Source organism: Massilia luteola (assembly GCF_034420155.1).
In the GTDB taxonomy this organism is placed as follows: domain Bacteria; phylum Pseudomonadota; class Gammaproteobacteria; order Burkholderiales; family Burkholderiaceae_D; genus Telluria; species Telluria luteola.
The window spans coordinates 41,508-62,769 of the sequence record NZ_JAXOFN010000008.1 but is presented as its reverse complement, the minus strand read 5'-3'; the positions used below and the strand labels follow the sequence as shown (position 1 = coordinate 62,769).

Annotated in this window: 16 protein-coding genes; 12 read left to right on the top strand and 4 right to left on the bottom strand. The window is 64.9% G+C overall.

Features of this window, described 5'->3' with window-relative positions:
- Positions 1-83: 83 nt before the first annotated feature.
- From U9J41_RS11290 to U9J41_RS29340, 3 genes are all read left to right on the top strand, one after another.
- The gene (locus tag U9J41_RS11290; RefSeq protein WP_322402276.1) at positions 84-2,369 is read left to right on the top strand and encodes a cyanophycin metabolism-associated ABC transporter; all 2,286 of its coding nucleotides are present in this window, start codon (positions 84-86) and stop codon (positions 2,367-2,369) included.
- Between the two features lie 3 nt (positions 2,370-2,372).
- Positions 2,373-2,837: a cyanophycin metabolism-associated DUF1854 family protein gene (locus U9J41_RS11285; protein WP_322402275.1), complete on the top strand. Its 465-nt coding sequence runs from the start codon at positions 2,373-2,375 to the stop codon at positions 2,835-2,837.
- 147 nt (positions 2,838-2,984) lie between these two features.
- A complete protein-coding gene (locus U9J41_RS29340; RefSeq protein WP_425260314.1) occupies positions 2,985-3,305 on the top strand; it encodes a transposase in 321 nt (106 codons plus the stop codon).
- Positions 3,306-3,459: 154 nt separating this feature from the next.
- Here the strand turns inward: U9J41_RS29340 and U9J41_RS11275 are convergent, their stop codons facing one another.
- Positions 3,460-4,209, bottom strand: coding sequence for a CPBP family intramembrane glutamic endopeptidase (locus U9J41_RS11275; RefSeq protein WP_322402274.1), 750 nt, complete (start codon positions 4,207-4,209; stop codon positions 3,460-3,462).
- Positions 4,210-4,745: 536 nt separating this feature from the next.
- Between U9J41_RS11275 and U9J41_RS11270 the strand changes: the two genes are divergently transcribed.
- The 8 genes from U9J41_RS11270 (at position 4,746) to ahpF (ending at position 17,538) form a co-directional block, all read left to right on the top strand.
- The gene (locus U9J41_RS11270; protein ID WP_322402405.1) at positions 4,746-6,002 is read left to right on the top strand and encodes a glycosyltransferase; all 1,257 of its coding nucleotides are present in this window, start codon (positions 4,746-4,748) and stop codon (positions 6,000-6,002) included.
- 88 nt (positions 6,003-6,090) lie between these two features.
- Positions 6,091-8,649, top strand: coding sequence for an excinuclease ABC subunit UvrA (locus tag U9J41_RS11265; RefSeq protein WP_322402273.1), 2,559 nt, complete (start codon positions 6,091-6,093; stop codon positions 8,647-8,649).
- A 160-nt stretch (positions 8,650-8,809) separates the two neighbouring features.
- Positions 8,810-12,271 (top strand): response regulator, encoded by a 3,462-nt coding sequence (locus U9J41_RS11260; protein WP_322402272.1) that lies wholly within the window; start codon positions 8,810-8,812, stop codon positions 12,269-12,271.
- Positions 12,272-12,279: 8 nt separating this feature from the next.
- Positions 12,280-13,110 (top strand): CheR family methyltransferase, encoded by an 831-nt coding sequence (locus tag U9J41_RS11255; RefSeq protein WP_322402404.1) that lies wholly within the window; start codon positions 12,280-12,282, stop codon positions 13,108-13,110.
- On the top strand, positions 13,107-13,721 hold the full coding sequence (locus U9J41_RS11250; protein WP_322402271.1) for a chemotaxis protein CheB: 615 nt from the start codon (positions 13,107-13,109) through the stop codon (positions 13,719-13,721). The genes U9J41_RS11255 and U9J41_RS11250 overlap by 4 nt, the downstream gene beginning before the upstream one ends.
- Positions 13,718-14,935 carry a hybrid sensor histidine kinase/response regulator gene (locus tag U9J41_RS11245; protein WP_322402270.1) on the top strand — a complete coding sequence of 406 codons (1,218 nt, stop codon included), beginning with the start codon at positions 13,718-13,720 and terminating at the stop codon, positions 14,933-14,935. Before U9J41_RS11250 ends, U9J41_RS11245 begins: the two co-directional genes overlap by 4 nt.
- A gap of 218 nt (positions 14,936-15,153) precedes the next feature.
- The gene (gene ahpC / locus U9J41_RS11240) at positions 15,154-15,717 is read left to right on the top strand and encodes an alkyl hydroperoxide reductase subunit C (RefSeq protein WP_056440511.1); all 564 of its coding nucleotides are present in this window, start codon (positions 15,154-15,156) and stop codon (positions 15,715-15,717) included.
- A 243-nt stretch (positions 15,718-15,960) separates the two neighbouring features.
- Entirely contained in the window at positions 15,961-17,538 is a 1,578-nt protein-coding gene (ahpF, locus tag U9J41_RS11235; protein WP_322402269.1) for an alkyl hydroperoxide reductase subunit F, read from the top strand.
- Positions 17,539-17,578: 40 nt separating this feature from the next.
- Here the strand turns inward: ahpF and U9J41_RS11230 are convergent, their stop codons facing one another.
- The 3 genes from U9J41_RS11230 to U9J41_RS11220 form a co-directional block, all read right to left on the bottom strand.
- Complete coding sequence (locus tag U9J41_RS11230; protein ID WP_322402268.1) at positions 17,579-17,917, bottom strand: hypothetical protein; 339 nt, start codon at positions 17,915-17,917, stop codon at positions 17,579-17,581.
- Positions 17,918-17,920: 3 nt separating this feature from the next.
- The gene (locus U9J41_RS11225) at positions 17,921-18,184 is read right to left on the bottom strand and encodes a type II toxin-antitoxin system Phd/YefM family antitoxin (protein ID WP_322402267.1); all 264 of its coding nucleotides are present in this window, start codon (positions 18,182-18,184) and stop codon (positions 17,921-17,923) included.
- Positions 18,185-18,579: 395 nt separating this feature from the next.
- Positions 18,580-18,981, bottom strand: a complete 402-nt coding sequence (locus U9J41_RS11220) for a hypothetical protein (RefSeq protein WP_322402266.1) — start codon at positions 18,979-18,981, stop codon at positions 18,580-18,582.
- Between the two features lie 553 nt (positions 18,982-19,534).
- Here U9J41_RS11220 and U9J41_RS11215 point away from each other — a divergent pair.
- Positions 19,535-21,247, top strand: coding sequence for a RecQ family ATP-dependent DNA helicase (locus U9J41_RS11215; protein WP_322402265.1), 1,713 nt, complete (start codon positions 19,535-19,537; stop codon positions 21,245-21,247).
- Positions 21,248-21,262 lie beyond the last annotated feature (15 nt).

The window sequence follows — 21,262 nt, the reverse complement described above, 5'->3', positions numbered from 1 at the left end:
GTTCCATCGTACAGATCTGCCAGCCTTTGGCACTGTCCAATCCCGATTCGAACTGGAAACTTCGCCTTTACCGGCGGCATCACATGACAACTCAACAACTTGTTCCCTCCGTTCCGCCGGCATTGACTGCCGGTTTCCTGCCTGAGCACTGGCAGGCGGACGTCGCGAAAAAGCTTGCGCCAGGGGAAAACGTTTTAAACAGCGTCGAGGTTGACCTCGATGCGAAATTACGCTTCACCAAGGGTATCCTCGTCGTCACCAATTATCGCTTGCTCACGCGTGCGCCCGGCGACACGATGTGGCGCGACTGGCCGTATCGTGCCGGTTTGACAATGCGCCATTACGACCACGGCGGCGTCGGCCACCTCGAACTGATCGACGAGAACGGCTTGCTGGCGGCCTGGCGCTTCACCCTGGGCCAGAACCTGCAGGCCATCCGCGTCGTCGACCAGTTCCACGACCAGGTCGACAGCCACGTCAGCGGCGTCGCCGTGCAGCCGCCCGAGCAACACACTTGTCCAAGTTGCAAGGCGCCGCTGGAACCGGACCAGGAAGACTGCCCGATCTGCACGAAGGTGCTCCATACGCCGCCGTCGACCTGGACGCTGTTCCGTTTGTGGCGCTTCGCCATGCCGTATCGGGGTCAATTGCTCCTAGGATTCTTGCTCATGTTGGCAAGTACTGGCGCACACATGATTCCGCCGTACCTGACGATGCCGCTGATGGACAACGTGCTGATCCCGTACCAGAACGGCAAGCACATCGACACACGCCTCGTCTACCAGTACATGGGCGGCCTGTTCGCCTCCGCGATCCTGGCCTGGGCACTGGGCTGGGGCCGCACCTACATCCTCGCCCTGGTCTCGGAGCGCATGGGCGCCGACATGCGTTCGGAAACCTATGAACACCTGCTGAGACTGTCGCTGGAATTCTTCGGCGGCAAGCGTACGGGCGACCTCATGTCGCGCATCGGCAGCGGCTCGGACCGGATCTGCGTGTTCCTGTCGCTGCACCTGCTCGACTTCCTGTCCGACGTCCTCATGATCATCATGACAGGCGTGATCCTGTTCAGCATCAATGCCAAGCTGGCGCTGATCACGCTGGTGCCGCTGCCGTTCATCGCCTGGATGATCCACGTCGTGCGCGACAAGCTGCGCACCGGGTTCGAGAAGATCGACCGCGTCTGGGGCGAGGTCACGAACGTGCTGGCCGACACGATCCCCGGCATCCGCGTCGTGAAGGCCTTCGCCCAGGAGCATCGCGAGGCGTCGCGTTTCCGCGAAGCGAACAAGCACAACCTGGCCGTCAACGACAAATTGAACAAGGTGTGGTCGCTGTTCTCGCCGACCGTCTCGCTGCTGACGGAGCTGGGTCTGCTCATCATCTGGTGCTTCGGCATCTGGCAGGTGAGCCAGCAGGAAATCACCGTCGGTGTGCTCTCGGCATTCATCGCGTACAGCGGCCGGTTCTACGTCCGCCTCGATTCGATGAGCCGCATCGTGTCCGTCACGCAGAAATCGGCGTCGGCCGCCAAGCGTATCTTCGACATCCTCGACCACGTGTCGAGCGTCCCGGACCCCGTCAACCCGGTCAAGCTGGACAAGGTCGAAGGCAATATCGCGTTGCGCGAAGTGGGCTTCCGCTACGGCAACCGCGCCGTCAACCGCGGCATCTCGCTGAACATCAACGCGGGCGAGATGGTCGGCCTCGTCGGCCACTCGGGTTCCGGCAAGAGCACGCTCGTGAACCTGATCTGCCGCTTCTACGACGTGGCGGAAGGCGCGATCCTGCTGGACGGCCGCGACATCCGCAGCTTCGCCGTGGCCGACTACCGCCGCCACATCGGCCTCGTGCTGCAGGAGCCGTTCCTGTTCTTCGGCACCATCGCGGAAAATATCGCCTACGGCAAGCCGGACGCGACGCGCGAAGAGATCATCGCCGCCGCCCGCGCCGCGCACGCCCACGAATTCATCCTGCGCCTGGCGCAAGGCTACGATTCGATGGTCGGCGAGCGCGGCCAGGGCCTGTCCGGCGGCGAGCGCCAGCGCATCTCGATCGCGCGCGCGCTGCTGATCGATCCGCCGATCCTGATCCTCGACGAGGCCACGTCCTCGGTCGACTCGGAAACGGAAAAAGAAATCCAGAAGGCGCTGGACAACCTCGTGCAGGGCCGCACGACGATCGCCATCGCGCACCGGCTCTCCACCTTGCACCGCGCCGACCGCCTCGTCGTGCTGGATCGCGGCCAGGTCGTGGAAGAGGGCAACCACGACGACCTGATGGCGCGCCAGGGTGCCTACTTCCGGCTGTACGAGGCGCAGGCGCGCAACGTCGACCAGGACCCGGACGACGGCAACAAGGAAGACTGAACGATGACCACTTTTACTTTACGCCGGGATGCGTTCGGCAAGCTGGTACTGACGAACGGCGACGGCGAGGAATTCGTCGGCGTGGCCCCCGTGCGCTCGTTCCCCGTGCAGGCGCCGACGAAGGGCATCTCGCTTGTGCGGGACGGCGGCAAGGAAGTCGCGTGGATCGACGACCTCGAGAACCTGCCGGCCGACCTCCGCACGCTCGTCACCGATGAACTGGACGGCCGCGAATTCATGCCCGAGATTCAGTCGATCAAGGCCGTGTCCAGCTTCGCCACGCCGTGCACCTGGACCGTCAGGACCGACCGCGGCGACACGGAGTTCGTGCTGAAAGGCGAGGAAGACATCCGCCGCCTGGGCGCCTATTCGCTGCTGATCGCGGACAGCCACGGCATCCACTTCCTCATCCGCGACATGTTCGCGATCGACAAGGGCAGCAGGAAGATTCTGGACCGGTTCCTATAAGCGTTACCGGCTGATGCGGGCGCTATCGTGGCCAGGAATTCACAGCTGGTGGGATCTGGATCCTGTTAAGGCCACCTCGAAAAACCTCGGCCAGGCTGACGATGGCTGAGTAACATCCTGACATCGACGCAGCCAGCGAGTGTCGTCATGATGAAACCCCGGCTCAGCCTTTTTGCCGAGCAGGAGCGCGAAGACCGGCGAGCAAAAATAGGCGATCCTTTGGTCGGCCTGGCCGAGCACGTCGATTTCGAAGCGCTGGCCGCGCGCATCGATGCCGCCGCACCGCGGCCTTCGCGCGCCAAGGGCAGGGGCCCGCCGTACCCGACAGTCTTGATGATCAAGATCCTGGTGCTTCGACAGTTATATAACCTTGCGGACGACGCGCTGGAGTACCAGTTGCTGGACCGTCGCAGCTATAACCTCAAGCGATTGGTCTTCCTGAAAGAACATCGGGTGGCACCGTTCTAAACCAGCAGTTTGGCACCCTGCGCTTGCCGAACTGACCTCATCCAGATACGAGTGGCTATCGAAATCACGTTGATGGAGCCACGTAGCAACGCCGAATCAAGCACTACATTGCCTGGCTCATGCCGAAAGCCGGGCTATTCGAGGTGGCCTTAATTTATGACGCAATCTCCCCTATTTTTCTCCTTGTTTTTATTTTGGCTACGCAGGCGGAGCTAATATCAAAAGCCAAGATCATCGTGAAGTACGCGGCAATGAATATAAATTCAGAAAGGGCAGCTGCTCCATGTAATACTTGGTACGCATTAAGGCCCCCTGTGATAGTGATAGATACTTGGTTAACAGATAATGCCATGTTTCCAAGGAAATCATATATCGTATGCATTGCTATTGCCAGTGAAAGCGAATTCCATCTAAGAGCGACACTTGCATAAAATATCCCGCTGATTATGATTGTTGCCATTATTGAGAAATGGCAAAGACAAAAGATTAGTGAGGATGAAACTATGGCATATATCGGCCTCATCCTTTTTAGAAGCGAGCGCAGAAGAAACTTTCTGAAAATGATTTCTTCTGAAACAGCTGCGCCAAGCGCATCAATTAGAAACATTGGCCAAAGGTTGTAAGGAATTAAGGATTTTACGAACGATAATTCCTTTTCTCTGAGCCCCAGGGCGAAGAGCATAAATAGCAAAAGAGCTATATATGAAATACATAGTACGCCCTGCCAAACTATACTTCGCATAGCGGTATTTCTTTCGGCGTACAGCAACAACAGCACTGAACAAGTGACGATTATTGCGAGGTTCCACGGTCCCGCATTGCCTTTATCTATCGCAGCCCATAATTTTGCCACGAACAAAAAAGGCAAAAAAAGCCAAATATTAATTTTTTTTACATATTCCATTTTCTCTGGATTTCCATTTGCGCCCAACCGATTAAGTTGGGGCGTCGATTGGTCAGTTACATATCATCTGGCGATAAATATTGTCAAATCCGCCATTCGATAGGGACTCATCTGCCGTTTTGCTTTTGCGCAGCGTGTGACAATGCATTGGATTGACACGGATAGCGCCCTGAATTGTTCAGGAAACGCGTGTATAACCAGCCGGGTCTTGACATTTAAAGACCACGCAAGGGCGACCTTCCTGATTTGCAACAAAAAATGCTCAATTGCACAGCTGCGGTATTCGCTTCCTCACCGTGTCATGCTTGTCACTGGCAAAGACATCGGTGAAATTTTCTCCCGGAATCTTTAAACTTGATTGATCGCTCGTCCTTCCGGTTGGCAGCGAGGCAGGTGGATAAGCGCTAATTTTTCCCCTGCGTGTCCGTGGCGTGACAAGTGGACAATTCTGGACCGCTGTCCGAGCCACAGCGTTTGCTACGCAAGCTCGCCGCATGCTTCGGGTACAGTAGCGGCAACGCAACAAGGAGACTCGCATCGAACCCGTCCACTTCGTCGTCGTCACGATCGGCTCGGCCGGCGACCTGTTCCCCTTCCTGGCGCTGGCGCTCGCGCTGCGCGCGCGCGGCCATCGCGTGAGTTTCCTCGCGCCGGAGCAGCACGGTCCGTGGGTGCGGCCGACCGGGCTGCCGTTCACGGGCCTGCCGGCCGACGAAGCCGTGCTGCGCGACCCGGACCTGTGGCACCCCACGCGCGGCTTCGGTGTCGTCTGGCGCGCGACGCGGCCGGCGATGGCGCGCATCGTGCCGTTCGTCGAGGCGCTGCCGGCGGACGAGCGCTGCGTGCTGCTCGCGCACCCGCTCGCGCTGCCCGAGGCGGACCTGTGCCGCGCGGTGCATCCCGGCGTCAGGATCGCGGCCGCCTACCTCGCGCCGGCGAACCTGGTGACGGTGCACGATCCCTTGCTGGTCGGCCCATGGCGCGTGCCCGCGTGGGTGCCGCTGGCCGCGCGGCGCCGCTTCTGGCGCTGGGTGGGCAAGCGCTTCGTCGATCCCGTCGCGCTGGCGGACGTGAACGCGGCGCGCGTCGCGCGCGGGTGCGCGCCCGTGGCGACGCTGGTCGACTGGATCGCGGCCGTGCCCGACCTGTCGCTGACCTTGTTCCCCGACTGGTTCGCGCCCACGCAGCCGGACTGGCCGCAGCCGCTGGTCCGCGGCGATTTCCCCCTGTTCGATCCGAACGCCGACGCGCCGCCGGGCGCCGCTCTGCACGCGTTCCTGCGGGCCGGCACGGCGCCGCTCGTGTTCACGCACGGCACCGGCAACACGCAGGCGGCGGCGTATTTCCGCCATGCGTGCGCGGCCGCCGGGCGCCTGGGCCGGCGCGCGATCTTCCTCACGCCGCACCGCGACCAGGTGCCGCCGGACCTGCCGCCGGCGATGCTGTGGCAGGACTACGTGCCGCTGCGGCTCCTGCTGCCGCATGCGGCCGCGCTGGTCCACCACGGCGGTATCGGCACGACGGCGGAGGCGCTGCGCGCGGGGACGCCGCAGCTGGTCGTGCCGCTCGCGCACGACCAGTTCGACAATGGCGCGCGCGTGGCGGCGCTCGGCGTCGGCGCGAGCCTGCCCGCGGGGCGGCTGAACGAGGCACGGCTCGCGCGCGCGCTGGAGGCGCTGCTGGCGGCCCCCGGCCTGGCGGAGCGCACGCGCGCTGTGGCGGAGCGATGCCGGCCGCGCGCCGGCATCGACAGGATGTGCGCGGCGCTCGAAGACCTCGCCGAGACCCGGTAACATGAATCCCCGACGGTGGCCGAGCGCACGGACGCCCGGGCGCGTGCGTGCTGAAATAAGCCATCGTGACGCACCCGGAGCCGCAGGCATGCCCGACCCATCCAGCAAATCGCCGCCGAAGACAGGCTACGTGCGCGTGCGCGGCGCGCGCGAGCACAACCTGAAAAACGTCGACCTCGACATCCCGCGCGACGCGCTCGTCGTGTTCACGGGCGTCTCCGGCTCGGGCAAGTCGTCGCTCGCGTTCGGGACGCTGTACGCGGAAGCGCAGCGGCGCTACCTGGAATCGGTGTCGCCGTACGCGCGCCGGCTCTTTCACCAGATGCCCGTGCCGGAAGTGGACGACATCGACGGCCTGCCGCCCGCCGTCGCGCTGCAGCAGCAGCGGGGCACGCCCACGACGCGTTCGTCGGTCGGCAGCGTCTCCACCTTGTCGAATTCGCTGCGCATGCTGTATTCGCGCGCCGGCGACTATCCGCCCGGCCAGGACCTGCTGTATGCCGAATCGTTTTCGCCCAACACGGCGGAAGGCGCCTGCCCGCAGTGCTCGGGCCTCGGCCGCGTGTACGACGCGACGGAAGCGTCGATGGTGCCGGACGACAGCCTGACGATCCGCGAGCGCGCCGTCGCCGCGTGGCCGCCCGCGTGGCACGGCCAGAACCTGCGCGACATCCTCGTCACGATGGGCTACGACGTCGACACGCCGTGGCGCGACCTGCCGAAGAAGGTGCGCGACTGGATCCTGTTCACCGACGAGACCCCGACCGTCCCCGTGTACGCCGGCCTGACGCCCGAGGAAACGCGGCGCGCCCTGAAGCGCAAGGACACCCCGAGCTACCAGGGCACGTTCAGCGGCGCGCGCCGTTATGTGCTGCAGACCTTCGCGAACACGGAAAGCGCATCGATGAAGAAGCGCGTGGCGCGCTACATGGTGAGCACGGAATGCCCGCTGTGCCAGGGCCGCCGGCTGCGCCAGGAAGCGCTGTCCGTGACGTTCGCCGGCATGGACATCATGACCCTGTCGCGCGTGCCGCTGGAACGCCTGGCGCAGCTGCTGCGCCCTTACGTGGACGGGACGGAGCCCAGGGGCAGGGCGCGCGGCGGCAAGCATCCCGAGCAGCTGATCGTCACCCGGCGCATCGCCGCGGACCTGTGCGCGCGGCTCGACACGATGCTGGCGCTGGGCCTCGGCTACCTGGCGCTGGAGCGCAGCACGCCGACGCTGTCGCCGGGCGAGCTGCAGCGCCTGCGCCTGGCCACGCAGGTGCGTTCGAACCTGTTCGGCGTCGTGTACGTGCTGGACGAGCCGTCGGCCGGCCTGCATCCGGCCGACACCGAAGCGCTGCTCGACGCGCTCGCGCGCCTGAAGGCGGCCGGCAATTCGCTGTTCGTCGTCGAGCATGCGCTGGACGTGATCCGCCACGCCGACTGGATCGTCGACGTCGGCCCGCAGGCGGGCGAGCAGGGCGGGCAGATCCTCTACAGCGGCCTCCCCGCCGGCCTGCGCGACGTGGCCGGCTCGCACACGCGGCGCTACCTGTTTCCCGATGCGGCCGATGCGATCCTCCCGCCGGCGCGCATGCCGCGCGCGGCCACGGGCTGGCTGCGGCTGGAGGGCGTCACGCGCAACAACCTGCACGACCTGGCCGTCGCCTTCCCGCTGGGCGTGATGACGGGCGTGACCGGCGTGTCCGGCTCGGGCAAGTCGACGCTGGTGAGCCAGGTGCTCGTCGACCTCGTCGGCGTCGCGCTCGGGCAGGGCGGCGCGGAGGACGACACCGAGGAGGGCATGGACCTCGAACGGGAGGCCGACATCCCGACCGTCGGCCACATCGCCGGCCCGCTGCACGGCATCCGCCGCCTCGTGCGCGTGGACCAGAAGCCCATCGGCCGCACGCCGCGCTCGAACCTCGCCACGTACACGGGCCTGTTCGACCAGGTGCGCAAGCTGTTCGCCGCGACCCCGGCCGCAAGGAAACGCCGCTACGACGCCGGGCGGTTTTCGTTCAACGTCGCCAAGGGCCGCTGCGAGCATTGCGCGGGCGAGGGCTTCGTCATGGTCGAGCTGCTGTTCCTGCCCAGTGTGTACGCGCCTTGCCCCACCTGCGGCGGCGCGCGCTACAACGCCGATACGCTCGCCGTGCGCTACCACGACCGCAACGTCGCCGAGGTGCTCGGCATGACGGTCGACGAAGCCCACGCCTTCTTCGCCGCCGAGGAGCCGGTCGCGCGGCCGCTGCGGGTGCTGCGCGAGGTCGGACTCGGCTACCTGCGGCTGGGGCAGAGCGCGACCGAGCTGTCCGGCGGCGAAGCCCAGCGCATCAAGCTGGCGACGGAATTGCAGCGGGCGGGGCGCGGCGGCACCTTGTATGTGCTGGACGAACCGACGACGGGCCTGCACCCGCTCGACGCCGACCGCCTGCTGGCCCAGCTCGACCGCCTCGTCGACGCCGGCAACACCGTCATCATGGTCGAACACACGATGCGCGTCGTCGCGGCCTGCGACTGGGTGATCGATATCGGCCCCGGTGCGGGCGAGGCCGGCGGCAAGGTCGTGGCGTCCGGGCCGCCGGCCGAGGTCGCCAAGGCGCGCGCGAGCCGCACGGCGCCGCATCTGGCCGCGTTCGTGCCCGGCGCCGCGCACTGAACGTCGGCGACTGAGTCCTAACGTCGGCTATCTATCGAGTAAATACGCGGCAACGCCTCGTAACGCCGCCGACTTTGCGAAAAAATAGGTTCAAACGAACGCGCCGGTTTGTTTGCTTGCGTTACACTAGGGATATTTTTTTCTTAACAATAACGACAGCATGGCCGGTTCAAGCATCGATAGTGACCAATTCCGCCGCATCCTGTCGCGCAACGTCGCCATGCCGCTCGGCATGGGCGTGCTCAGCGCGCTGGTGTTCGTCGGTCTCATCGCCTACCTCATCAACGTCCTGAGCTGGGTCGAGCATTCCGAGCGTGTGATCGGCCGCGCCAACGAGGTCAGCCGCCTGTCCGCCGACATGGAAGCGAGCATGCGCGGCTATTTATTGTCCGGCGACGAGGATTTCCTGACGCCTTATCTCACGGCCAAGCCGCGCATGGAAGGTGAGCTCAAGAATCTGACGCGTCTCGTCGACGACAATCCGGTGCAATCCGAGCGCATCGAACGGGTGCGCGCCGCGCAAAAGGATTGGCAGGCCTTTGCCGAGGAGATGATTGCGCGGCGCGGCAAGAACAACGACTTCGTCGACACGATCAAGAGCGGCCGCGGCAAGGTGCTGACGGACCAGGTCAGGCAGGAGTTCCTCGATTTCATCCTCTTCGAACAGCGTCTGCTGCAGGAACGCAACGCGTCCTCGCGCTCCGTGATCGCCTGGTCCGTCGCCGCGTTTCTCGCGTTCAGCCTCGTCGTCGCCGGGCTGCTGGCGCTGTTCGGCCGGCGCGAGCTGATGGCGCTGTCCACGTCGTACCGCGACGTCCTGCAACACGAGGCGGACCATAACGACCAGCTGCGCCAGCAGGCCTGGCAGCGCATCGGCCTGACCGAACTGAGCGCGAAGACGACCGGCATCATCGCGCTGGAACCGCTGGCCGAGGTCGTGCTGGGCTACCTGGCGCGCTACCTGAACGGCGTCGTGGCCGCGATGTACGTGCGCGGCGAGGATGGCATCTTGACCCGCATCGGCGCCTACGGTTTCGCCCATGCGGACACGGCGCAGGGCCGCATCCTGCAGCCGAACGAATCGCTGGCCGCCCAGGCCGCCAACGAGAACCGCGCCGTCCTGCTGCGCGAGCTGCCGCCGGACTACATCAAGGTGGGTTCGGCGCTGGGCGAGACGGCGCCGCGCGAATTGCTGATCGCACCGGTGTCGAACTTCGGCAAGATCAAGGGTGTCATCGAGATCGGCTTCCTGCACGGCGTGCGCGACCGCGACATCCAGTTCATGGAAACGGTCGGGGCATCGATCGGCGCGGCCGTCGCCAACGTGCTGCACCGCCAGCGCCTGCAGGCGGCGCTGGAAGAGCAGCAGGCGCTGAACGAGGAATTGCAGGTGCAGCAGGAAGAGCTGCGCACGGCGAACGAGGAACTGGAAGAGCAGTCGCGCGCGCTGGAAGAATCGCAGTCGGCGCTGGAAAACCAGCAGGCCGAGCTGGAGCAGACGAACGAACAGCTGGCCGAGCAGGCCGCCAACCTCGACAACAAGAACACGGCGCTGGTGCAAGCCCAGGATCAATTGCGCGACCGGGCGCTGGAGTTGGAACGGGCCAGCCGCTACAAGTCCGAATTCCTCGCGAACATGTCGCACGAATTACGCACGCCGCTGAACAGTTCGCTGATCCTTGCCAAGCTGCTGGCGGACAATGGCAACGGCAACTTGAACGAGGAACAGGTGCGTTTCGCCCAGACGATTTATTCGGCCGGCAACGACCTGCTCAACCTGATCAACGACATCCTCGATATCTCCAAGGTCGAAGCCGGCAAGCTGGAGCTCGTGCCGGAAGACTTGCCGCTGCGCCGCGTCATCGAGGGCCTGGCCCGCGTCTTCGAACCGCTGGCGCGCCAGAAGCGCCTGGCATTCGACCTGAGCGTCGAGCCGGACGTGCCGATGAGCATCCACACGGACCGCCAGCGCCTGGAGCAGATCCTCAAGAACCTGTTGTCGAACGCCGTCAAGTTCACGGACGCCGGCAAGGTCACCCTGCACGTGAGCGCCGGCACGGACGGCTGGATCCAGTTCGCCGTGCAGGATTCCGGCATCGGCATCGCGGCCGAGCAGCAGGACAAGATCTTCGACGCCTTCCACCAGGCCGACGGTTCCACCGCGCGCAAGTACGGCGGCACGGGCCTGGGGCTGTCCATCTCGCGCGACCTGACGGCCTTACTGGGCGGCACGCTGACGTTGACGAGCGCGCCGGGCGAGGGCAGCACGTTCACGCTGTGCCTGCCGCGCAACGGCACCGTCGCGGCCACGCCGCCCATGCCGGCGCCGGCCCAGCCGAAGGTCGCTGCGCCCGAGCCCGTTCCCGCGCCGGCCGCCGCGCAGCCGCAGGACGCGTCGCCCACCTTCGCCGACGACCGCGGCGAGCCCGCCGCCGGCGTGCGCACGGTGCTCGTGATCGAGGACGAGCCGGAGTTCGCGCGCATCCTGTACGGCCTCGCGCACGACATGGAATTCCGCTGCCTCGTCGCGCTGACGGCGCAGGAAGGCCTGGACCTTGCCGCGAACGACGGTCCGGATGCGATCCTGCTCGACATCCGCCTGCCGGACCGCTCCGGCCTGTCCGTGCTGCAACAGCTCAAGGACAACCCGGCCACGCGCCACATCCCCGTCCACGTCGTGTCCAGCCAGGACAACGGCGGCGAGGCCCTGCACCTGGGGGCGATCGGCTATGCGTTGAAACCGACGTCGCGCGAGCAGCTGGAAGAGGTGTTCCGCAAGCTCAAGGACAAGTCGTCGCAGACCATCAAGCGCGTGCTGCTCGTCGAGGACGACGAACGCCAGCGCGACAGCGTCGTGCAGCTGATCGCCGATGCCGACGTCGAGATCGCGGCCGTCGGGTCCGGCGCGGAAGCCCTGGAGTTGCTGCGCACGCAGATTTTCGATTGCATGATCATCGACTTGAAGCTGCCCGATTTGCAGGGCAACGAATTGCTCAAGCGGATGTCCATGGAAGAGCTGTGTTCGTTCCCGCCCGTGATCGTCTACACGGGACGCAACCTGACGCGCGACGAGGAAGCGGAACTGCTGAAATACTCGCGCTCGATCATCATCAAGGGCGCGCGCTCGCCGGAGCGCCTGCTGGACGAGGTCACGCTGTTCCTGCACAAGGTGGAATCGCAGCTGTCGTCGGAACGCCAGTCGATGCTCAAGACGGTGCGCGGGCGCGATCGCGTGTTCGAAGGCCGCACGATCCTCGTCGTGGACGACGACGTGCGCAATGTGTTCGCGCTGACCAGTGCACTGGAACAACGTGGCGCCAGGGTGGAAGTGGGCCGCAATGGTTTCGAAGCCATCGCCAGGCTCGATGAGAACGAAGCGATCGATCTGGTCCTGATGGACGTGATGATGCCCGGCATGGACGGGCTGGAAGCGACCCGCCGCATCCGCCAGGACAAGCGCTTCGCGCGCCTGCCCATCATCGCCATCACGGCGAAGGCGATGAAGGACGACCAGGAACAATGCCTGGCCGCGGGCGCCAACGATTACCTGGCCAAGCCGATCGACCTGACCCGGCTGTACTCGCTGCTGCGCGTGTGGATGCCGACGCTGGAGCGCATTTGAAGAAACCGATGCACAATCCGGCGAGCGACGTCGACATCGAGTTGCGGATGCTGATCGAAGCTGTCTACCTCAAGTACAACTACGATTTCCGCGATTACACGGGCGCCTCGCAAAAACGCCGCATCCTCGCCGCCCTGCGCACGATGGAGTGCGATACGATCTCGGCCCTGCAGGCGCGCGTCATGCACGACCCGGCCGCGTTCACGCAGCTGCTGCAGTTTTTGACCATCCCTGTAACGGAAATGTTCCGCGACCCGGATTATTATCTGGCCATACGCCGGCTGGTCGTGCCGTTCCTCAAGACGTATCCGTCGCTGAACGTGTGGGTGGCCGGCTGCAGTACGGGCGAAGAAGTGTATTCGCTCGCGATCCTGCTGCATGAGGAGGGCTTGCTGGAGCGCACGCAAATGTACGCGACCGACATCAATCCGGATGCGCTGGAAGCGGCGCGGCGCGGCGTGATGCCGCTGGATAAGATGCGCGTGTACACCGAGAATTACCAGAAGGCGGGCGGCATGCGCGCGTTTTCCGACTATTACACGGCGGCCTATGGCGGCGCGCTGTTCGACCGCGCGCTGGTCGACAACGTCACGTTCGCGGACCACAGCCTCGCGACCGACAGCGTGTTCGCCGAAACGCATTTCATCAGCTGCCGCAACGTGATGATCTACTTTAACCGGCACCTGCAGAACCGGGTGCTGGGCCTGTTCCACGACTCGCTGTGCCACCGCGGCTTCCTCGGCCTCGGCAGCAAGGAAAGCATCGACTTTTCCACCTATGCCCAGCGTTTCGAGCCGCTCGCCAGGCGCGAGCGCCTCTTCCGCAAGGTGGCGCCATGACGCCCGCCGACGACGCGCTGCGCGCCAGCCTGCGCGGCCGGCGTTTCGAGGCCGTCGTCATCGGCGGCTCGGCCGGCGGCGTCGATGCCCTCGTGGCCCTGTTGCCCGCGCTTCCGGCCGGCTTTGCGCTGTCCGTGTTCTGCATCCTGCACGTGCCGGGCAACCGCGACAGCCGGCTGGCCGAGTTGTTCGACGAGCGCCTGCCCATGCCCGTGAAGGAAGCGGCCGACAAGGAAGAGATCGCGCCCGGCACCGTGTATTTCGCCGGCGCCGGCTACCACCTGTCCGTCGAGCGCGACCGCACGTTCTCGCTCAGCTGCGAGCCGCCCGTGCACTTCGCGCGGCCGGCCATCGACGTGCTGATGGAATCCAGCGCGGACGTCTACGGGCCCGCCCTGGCCGGCATCCTGCTCACTGGCGCGAACCACGACGGCGCCGACGGCATGGCGCGCATCCGCGCCCGCGGCGGCTTTACCGTCGTGCAGGACCCGGTGGACGCGCTCGTTCCCACGATGCCCGCGAGCGCCATCCACCGCTGCGAGCCGAACCTGATCCTGCCGCTGGCGCGCATCCACGCGCTGTTGCCCATGTTGGAGATGAATGAACCATGAGCGCACATGACCCTAGCAAACTGCTGATCGTCGACGACCTGCCGGAAAACCTGCGCGCCCTCGACGCCCTGATCCGCGACGAGCAGCGCCAGGTGTTCCAGGCCCAGTCCGGCGAGGAAGCCTTGTCGCTGATGCTCGAACACGAGTTCGCGCTGGCCATCCTGGACGTGCAGATGCCGGGCATGGACGGCTTCGAACTCGCGGAACTGATGCGCTCGACCTCGCGCACGCGCAACATCCCGATCGTGTTCGTGTCCGCCGCCGGCCGCGAGCTGAACTATGCATTCAAGGGCTACGAGACGGGCGCCGTCGATTTCCTGTACAAGCCGCTGGACCCGGACGCCGTGCGCAGCAAGGTCAAGGTCTTCGTCACGCTCGACCAGCAGCGGCGCGAGATGCAGCGCCAGATGGAGGCGCTGGAAGCGGCGCGGCGCGACCAGGAAGTGCTGCTGCGCGAACTGAACGCGACGCAGGCCGAACTGCAGCGCTCGCTGCGCATGCGCGACGAATTCATGTCCCTCGTCGCGCACGAGCTGCGCACGCCGCTCAACACGCTGTTCCTGGAAACGCAGATGCGCAGCCTGCAGCTCAAGCGGGGCAATCTGCCGGCGTTCAATCCCGAGCAGATGGGCAATATGATCAAGCGCGACGAGCGCCAGATCAAGGCCATGATCCGCCTCATCGACGACATGCTGGACGTCTCGCGCATGAAGAGCGGCACGCTGTCCATCCGCCCCGGCAAGGTCGAGCTGCTCGCTTTGCTGGAGCGCGTCGTCAACGACCTGTCGCTGCAGGCCGCGGCGGCCGGCGCCAACGTCGTGCTCGCGCCGCATCATCCCGTCGAAGGCTACTGGGACGAGTTCCGCATCGAGCAGGTGGTCGTGAATCTCTTGACCAATGCGCTGCGCTACGGCGGCGGCGGCGCGGTCGAGGTCAGCGTCCACGACGAAGGCTGCAACGTGCGCATCGCCGTGCGCGACCACGGCAAGGGCATCGCGCCCGACTTCATCGACCGCATCTTCGAACCCTACGAGCGGGGCGCCAAGAGCGGCGAGCCCAAGGGCCTCGGCCTCGGCCTGTACATCTCGCGCCAGCTCGCCGCGTCGCATGGCGGCCACCTGACGGTCGAGAGCGTGCCGGGGCAGGGCGCCTGCTTCAGCCTCATCCTGCCGTGCACGGAAGTCGCCCGGATGGTGGCGGCCGCGTCGGCCTGACACGGCCGCGGCGCCGGCCTGATACGACCGTAGGGTGGGCGCCCCGTGCCCACGCGTAACGCCAACACATCGGAACCGTCACGCATGGGCACAGGAGTGCCTGCCATGCGATAGCTAAAATCAATTGATAGAATCTGTTCAATCAATTTCACATGATCCGGTGTGCAAGGTATAGTACGCACCTGAGCATTTTTTTAACCCCGAAAGAGGAGTACTGCATGTCCATCATCAATACCGAAATCAAGCCGTTCAAGGCAACCGCTTACCACGCAGGCAAGTTCATCGACCTGACCGAAGCCGACTTCAAGGGCACCTGGTCGGTCCTGATGTTCTACCCGGCGGACTTCACTTTCGTCTGCCCGACCGAACTGGAAGACCTGGCTGCTTTCCAGCCGGAGTTCGCCAAGATGGGCGTGAAAGTCTACGGCGTGTCGACCGACACCCACTTCGCCCACAAGGCATGGCATGACACCTCGGAAGCGATCAAGAAGGTCAACTACCCGCTGATCGGCGACCCGACCGGCCTGCTGTCGCGCAACTTCGAAGTCATGATCGAAGAAGAAGGCCTGGCCCTGCGCGGCACCTTCGTGATCAATCCGGAAGGCCAGATCAAGGTCATGGAAGTGCACGACAACGGCATCGGCCGCGACGCCTCCGAACTGATGCGCAAGGTGAAGGCAGCCCAGTACGTCGCATCGCACCCGGGCGAAGTGTGCCCGGCCAAATGGACCGAAGGCGCCGAAACGCTGAAGCCGTCGCTGGACCTGGTCGGCAAGATCTAAGTAACGTGCGGTGGGCACAGGGTGCCCACCCTACGATACTGCAGCACCGTCGTACCAGGCACGGACCGCGAGGGGCGGTTCGTGTCGCCCCCTCTTCACGCGCCCAACCGGAATGGGCCCGCCACAGCAAGACAGGCGATCTCGCTAGTCGATCTGCCTTCCAGATTCACTATTTAGATTGGATGGATGCGTCCGCATGTGCGATGCATCGGCCTGAACACGACTGAACGAAAGGATACGATCATGCTCGAACAAGACCTGAAAAACCAACTCGCCGGCTACCTGCAACGCGTCCAGCAACCGTTCGAGATCGTCGCTACGCTCGACGACAGCGATACGTCGAAACAGACGCTCGACCTGCTGCAGACCATCCAGGGCCTGCGCGCCGACAAGATCACGCTGCGCACCGACGGCAACGACGCGCGCAAGCCGTCGTTCACCCTGCAGCGCGCCGGCACCAATACGAGCCTGCGCTTCGCCGGCCTGCCGCTGGGCCACGAATTCACGTCGCTCGTGCTGGCGCTGCTGTGGACGGGCGGCCATCCGCCGAAAGTCGAGGCCGAAACGATAGACGCCATCAAGGCGCTCGACGGCGACTACGACTTCGAGATGTACATGTCGCTGAGCTGCCATAACTGCCCGGACGTCGTGCAGGCGCTCTCGCTGATGGCGATCCTGAACCCGCGCGTGAAGACGACCGTGATCGAAGGCGGCGCGTTCCAGGCCGAAGTCGAGGCGCGCAAGGTGATGGCCGTGCCGATGGTGTTCCTGAACGGCGAGATGTTCGGGTCCGGCCGCATGATGATCGAAGAGATCGTCGCCAAGCTGGACAAGGGCGCCGGCGCGCGCGACGCCGCGAAGCTGAACGCGAAGGACCCGTACGACGTGCTGATCGTCGGCGGCGGCCCGTCGGGCGCCGCGGCGGCCGTGTATGCGGCGCGCAAGGGCATCCGCACCGGCATCGCGACGGAGCGCATGGGCGGCCAGGTGAATGACACGATGTCGATCGAGAATTACATCTCCGTGCTGGAAACGGACGGCCCGAAATTCGCGGCCGCGCTGGAAGCCCAGGTGCGCCACTACGGCGTCGACATCATGACGCAGCAGGCGGCCGCGAAGATCATCCCGCCGGCCGCGCCGGGCGAGCTGGTCGAAGTGCGGTTCGCGAACGGCGGCTCGCTGAAATCGAGCACCGTGATCCTGTCGACGGGCGCGCGCTGGAGGAACGTGAACGTGCCGGGCGAGCAGGAATACAAGAACGCCGGCGTGAACTATTGCCCGCACTGCGACGGCCCGCTGTACAAGGGCAAGCGCGTCGCGGTCATCGGTGGCGGCAACTCGGGCGTGGAAGCGGCGATCGACCTCGCGGGCATCGTCGAGCACGTGACCCTGGTCGAATTCGCGCCGCAGCTGAAGGCGGATGCGGTGCTCGTCAACAAGGTCGAGAGCCTGAAGAACGTGACGATCCACGTGAACGCGCAGACGACGGAAATCACCGGCGACGGCAGCAAAGTGAACGGCATCAAGTTCAAGGACCGCCTCTCCGGCGAGGAGCACCTCGTGCCGCTGGCCGGCGTGTTCGTCCAGATCGGTCTCGTGCCGAACACCGAGTTCCTCAAGGGCACGGTGGAACTGTCGCGCTTCGGCGAGATCGTCGTGGATGCGCATGGCCGCACGAACATCCCGGGCGTGTTCGCCGCAGGCGATGCGACGACGACGCCGTTCAAGCAGATCGTGATCGCGGCGGGCGACGGCGCGAAGGCGGCGTTGTCGGCCTTCGATTACCTGATCCGGATGCCGGTGGCGGTGGAAGCGGCGTAAGTTGTTCCCGGTCCGGGCGGCGGCGCGCCGCCCGGTATCGTCATATGTAGCGAATGATTCTTCGGTAGAGGAGGGCCTGGAAATCCTGCGTGCTGCTGAAGACCATATGCACCGTTATCTTCCGTTTGCCTTCATCCACGTCATACAAGAACCTCGTGTGGCGTTCGCGAGAATCGATGCGGTAGTTCGTCTTCTCGAGCGCTGCCAGTTCCGGCACGACGGCCCCCATATGAGGTTGCGGCGCCAGCAGGTCCAGTTTTTCGGTGATGGCGGCGTAGCTTTCCCATGCCTTGTCCCGGCCCCACTTTTCCATCACATACAAGGTGTCCTCGATGATGTATTCCCTGGCCGAGTCCAGGATGTCGACGGCGTAGGGCATGCATTACCCTGCTTCCATGTCGCGCTTGGCTTGCTCGAGCGGGGTGACTTTGCCGGCCGCCTTGTCCTTCTCGCCCAGGTTTACCAGTTTCAGCAAGGCATTCGTTTCTTGCGAGCGGTAGTACTCTTCGAAGCTCACGCACACAAACGCCGGGACGCCGTTCTGGGTGATGACGACGGCGCCCGACTCTTCCTGCAATTCCCTGGCGACGTCGGCCGTGTTGGCCTTGAGATAAGAGACAGGGCGGAAACGCTGCGCGACTTCCATGGTGCCTCCCTGTTGGGTGTGGTGCTAAATTAGGACAGAATTCAGCATGTATCTGTTGGCCGCACAGGTCAACCTGAACTGGGCCGGCTTCGGACTGCTTCAGGCCGCATCGCTCTGGCCGAAAAACCAGCCGCGGAACCGGCTCAATGAGGCGAAGTAGTGGCGCGTCTCTTCCAGCACCAGTTCCTGGTCGGCCGGATCAATTGCCACTTGTCGACGAGCGGCGTGACCAGGTGATCGAACCCCAGCGCGACGCGCTGGTTGTTGAGCACCATCTGGATCAGGAGGTTGTAGTCATTGGCGCTGAAGTGGTGCACGCCTCCGAGATAGCCCGGCGTGCACACGGGACGGATCCGATCGTGGAACCGCGGGCGGGGTACCTGCCTGCCGCGCCGCTAACCGGCGCGCCGCTCGTACCGGACGGCGGGCGGCACGGGCCGGGCGCCCAGGCCGTCCAGCCCGAATTCCAGCGCGTGGCGCAGGGCGCGCACCGTGACCGGTTTGGTGACCGTGGCGCTGAACGCGGCGTACAGCGGAGGAAACGGTTCGTCGTCGTCCAGCAGGAGGATCGTGGGCGTGTCGGGCGCCAGGCGGGACAGCTCGCCCGGCAGCGCGCGCCGCTCGCCATCGGCGTGCGCGCTGGCCGTGAGGATCACATCGAAGTGCAGCGCCCGTGTGGCGTTCAGCGCGGCCTGGGCCGTCGCCGCCTCGGCAACCGCATAGCCGAGCGACTTGAGCAGGGTGGCGCTGTGGCGGCGTGCGGCCGCGTCATCGTCGTATAACAGAGCGTACTTCATGGATGAGTCCTCCTGCCACAGGTATGGCGGCCTCCTTCGTGTTGTTCAACTGCTAATTTGTAACAACTATATCAGCCGCGGCGGATGCGCTGCGGCGGGTCATGCGGTGGACGGTGCAGCGGACGCGCGCGCAGCCCCTGCGGGCCGCACGCGGTTCAGGCGGAGGGCGAAACGCGGGTACGCCGGCACACGGCCGGTACGGCGGTACGGTGCTGCATCGTCAATGAAAGAACAGCGGCGGCACGCCGCCCAGCGCATCGGTCGCGCACAGCAGCCACGTCGCCGTGCTCGTGAGGGCGATGAAGGCTGCGGTCCAGGCGGTCGGGAACATGCGGGTCATGATGAACCTCCGAAAGTGCGGAATGCTGTCGTGTTGATATCATGTTAGGGCGTATGCTTCATGGAAACTATCGGCTGGCAATCCGTCGTGATGTAGGAATAAGCCTCGTGAGACTGTATGAGCGGTTGTGGTAGCTCGTCGTAGCGCTCCTACGGTGGGTGTAGGTTGCGTCCTATGGCGTGTCGCCGTGCTCAGGCTTAGAGTGGATTCATCATGACGACACACGACCCCAAACTCCTCCACAACGGCGTGCTCGCGGTCCGCCGCAACACCATCCGGCGCCTGCTGCATACCGTGTTCGGCATCGAACACCTGCGCGACGGCCAGCAGCGCGTCATCGACAGCGTCCTCGACGGCAAGGACACGCTGGCGATCATGCCTACCGGCAGCGGTAAATCGCTGTGCTACCAGATCCCCGCCCGCATCAAGGGTGGCATGACGGTCGTCGTCTCGCCGCTGATCTCGCTGATGAAGGACCAGCTGGAAAAGCTCGGCGAACTCGGCATCCGCGCCACGCAGGTCAACAGCAGCCTGTCGGCCGAGGAGGAGCGGACCGCGCTGGCCGCGATCGCGGAGGAACGCTGCGAGATCGTGTTCTGCACGCCCGAGCGCCTCGCCATGCCGGACTTCGTCGACGTGCTCAAGCCGGTGCGCATCGCCCTCGTCGTCGTCGACGAAGCCCACTGCATCTCGCAATGGGGCCACGACTTCCGTCCGGCCTACCTCGAGATGGCCGGCGCGATCGACGCGCTGGGAAGCCCGCCCGTGCTGGCGCTGACGGCGACGGCGACGGAGGACGTCATCGACGACATCGGCCGGCAACTGAACCGCCCGCGCATGAAGGTCATCAACACGGGCATCTACCGGCCGAACCTGCACTACGGCGTCGTGCAGGTGACGAACCCCGCCGACAAGCTGGAGGAAGCGCTGCGCCTCGTGCGCGCAACCCAGGGGACGGGCATCGTCTACGCGGCCACCGTCAAGGCGGCCGAGGAGATGCACCAGGTGCTGCTGGACGCCGGCGAATCCGTCACGCTCTACCACGGCAAGCTGGCAGCCAGCGAGCGGCGCGCGAACCAGGACCTGTTCATGAACGACGAGCGGCGCGTGATGGTGGCGACGAACGCGTTCGGCATGGGCATCGACAAGCCGGACACACGCTTCGTCATCCACCTGCAGATTCCGGCCAACCTGGAAGCCTATTACCAGGAATCCGGCCGCGCGGGGCGCGACGGCCAGGACGCCAGCTGCACCCTGCTGTTCCTGCAGGACGACAAACGCGTGCAGCAGTTCTTCCTCGTGAAGCACTATCCGACGGCGCATGAAATCCGCACCGTGTACGAGGCCGTACACGCGCTGGCGGAGAACGGGGCGGCCACGCCGGACCGGGTCGGCGACGCGGCGGGCGACCTCGCGGGGCCGCACCTGAAAGTCTGCCTGAAGCTGCTGAAGGATGCGAAGCTGCTGCGCCAGAACCGCAAGCTCGCGTATGCCCTCGGCAGCGCGGAACCGGCCGACAAGCTGTTCGCGGCGCTGGCCGAGATCTACCGCCAGAAGCAGGAGCGCGACAAGGAAGCGCTGGAGCAGATGGTGTCGTATGCCGTCAGCGGTTTCTGCCGCTGGAAGCTGCTGCTCGACTACTTCGGCGACGAGGTCGAAGGCTTCGAGAAGTGCTGCCGCTGCGACAACTGCCTGAACCCGCCGGCCGCCGTGCTGCTCGACGACGTCGACATCCGCGACGACGAATTCGACCGCGAGCCGGACAGCGACGCGCCGCCCGCGCCCGCGTTCGACACGGGCGCGCGCGTGACGGTGCCGAAGTACGGCGACGGCATCGTGCTGTCCGTCGCCGGGGACCAGGTCAACATCGAATTCCCGGACGGCGAGCAGCGCGCCTTCGTCGCCGATTTCGTCAGCCCGGCCTGACGGGGAGGACGCCAA

What these genes read in the sequence shown, in the direction of transcription:
- U9J41_RS11285 (WP_322402275.1), top strand. Translation starts at nt 2,373, where the DNA reads ATGACCACTTTTACTTTACGCCGGGATGCGTTCGGCAAGCTGGTACTG.
- U9J41_RS11215 (WP_322402265.1), top strand. Translation starts at nt 19,535, where the DNA reads ATGACGACACACGACCCCAAACTCCTCCACAACGGCGTGCTCGCGGTC.
- U9J41_RS29340 (WP_425260314.1), top strand. Translation starts at nt 2,985, where the DNA reads ATGATGAAACCCCGGCTCAGCCTTTTTGCCGAGCAGGAGCGCGAAGAC.
- U9J41_RS11220 (WP_322402266.1), bottom strand. Translation starts at nt 18,981, where the DNA reads ATGAAGTACGCTCTGTTATACGACGATGACGCGGCCGCACGCCGCCAC.
- U9J41_RS11265 (WP_322402273.1), top strand. Translation starts at nt 6,091, where the DNA reads ATGCCCGACCCATCCAGCAAATCGCCGCCGAAGACAGGCTACGTGCGC.
- U9J41_RS11290 (WP_322402276.1), top strand. Translation starts at nt 84, where the DNA reads ATGACAACTCAACAACTTGTTCCCTCCGTTCCGCCGGCATTGACTGCC.
- U9J41_RS11225 (WP_322402267.1), bottom strand. Translation starts at nt 18,184, where the DNA reads ATGGAAGTCGCGCAGCGTTTCCGCCCTGTCTCTTATCTCAAGGCCAAC.
- U9J41_RS11255 (WP_322402404.1), top strand. Translation starts at nt 12,280, where the DNA reads ATGCACAATCCGGCGAGCGACGTCGACATCGAGTTGCGGATGCTGATC.
- U9J41_RS11230 (WP_322402268.1), bottom strand. Translation starts at nt 17,917, where the DNA reads ATGCCCTACGCCGTCGACATCCTGGACTCGGCCAGGGAATACATCATC.
- U9J41_RS11245 (WP_322402270.1), top strand. Translation starts at nt 13,718, where the DNA reads ATGAGCGCACATGACCCTAGCAAACTGCTGATCGTCGACGACCTGCCG.
- ahpC (WP_056440511.1), top strand. Translation starts at nt 15,154, where the DNA reads ATGTCCATCATCAATACCGAAATCAAGCCGTTCAAGGCAACCGCTTAC.
- U9J41_RS11250 (WP_322402271.1), top strand. Translation starts at nt 13,107, where the DNA reads ATGACGCCCGCCGACGACGCGCTGCGCGCCAGCCTGCGCGGCCGGCGT.
- U9J41_RS11260 (WP_322402272.1), top strand. Translation starts at nt 8,810, where the DNA reads ATGGCCGGTTCAAGCATCGATAGTGACCAATTCCGCCGCATCCTGTCG.
- ahpF (WP_322402269.1), top strand. Translation starts at nt 15,961, where the DNA reads ATGCTCGAACAAGACCTGAAAAACCAACTCGCCGGCTACCTGCAACGC.
- U9J41_RS11275 (WP_322402274.1), bottom strand. Translation starts at nt 4,209, where the DNA reads ATGGAATATGTAAAAAAAATTAATATTTGGCTTTTTTTGCCTTTTTTG.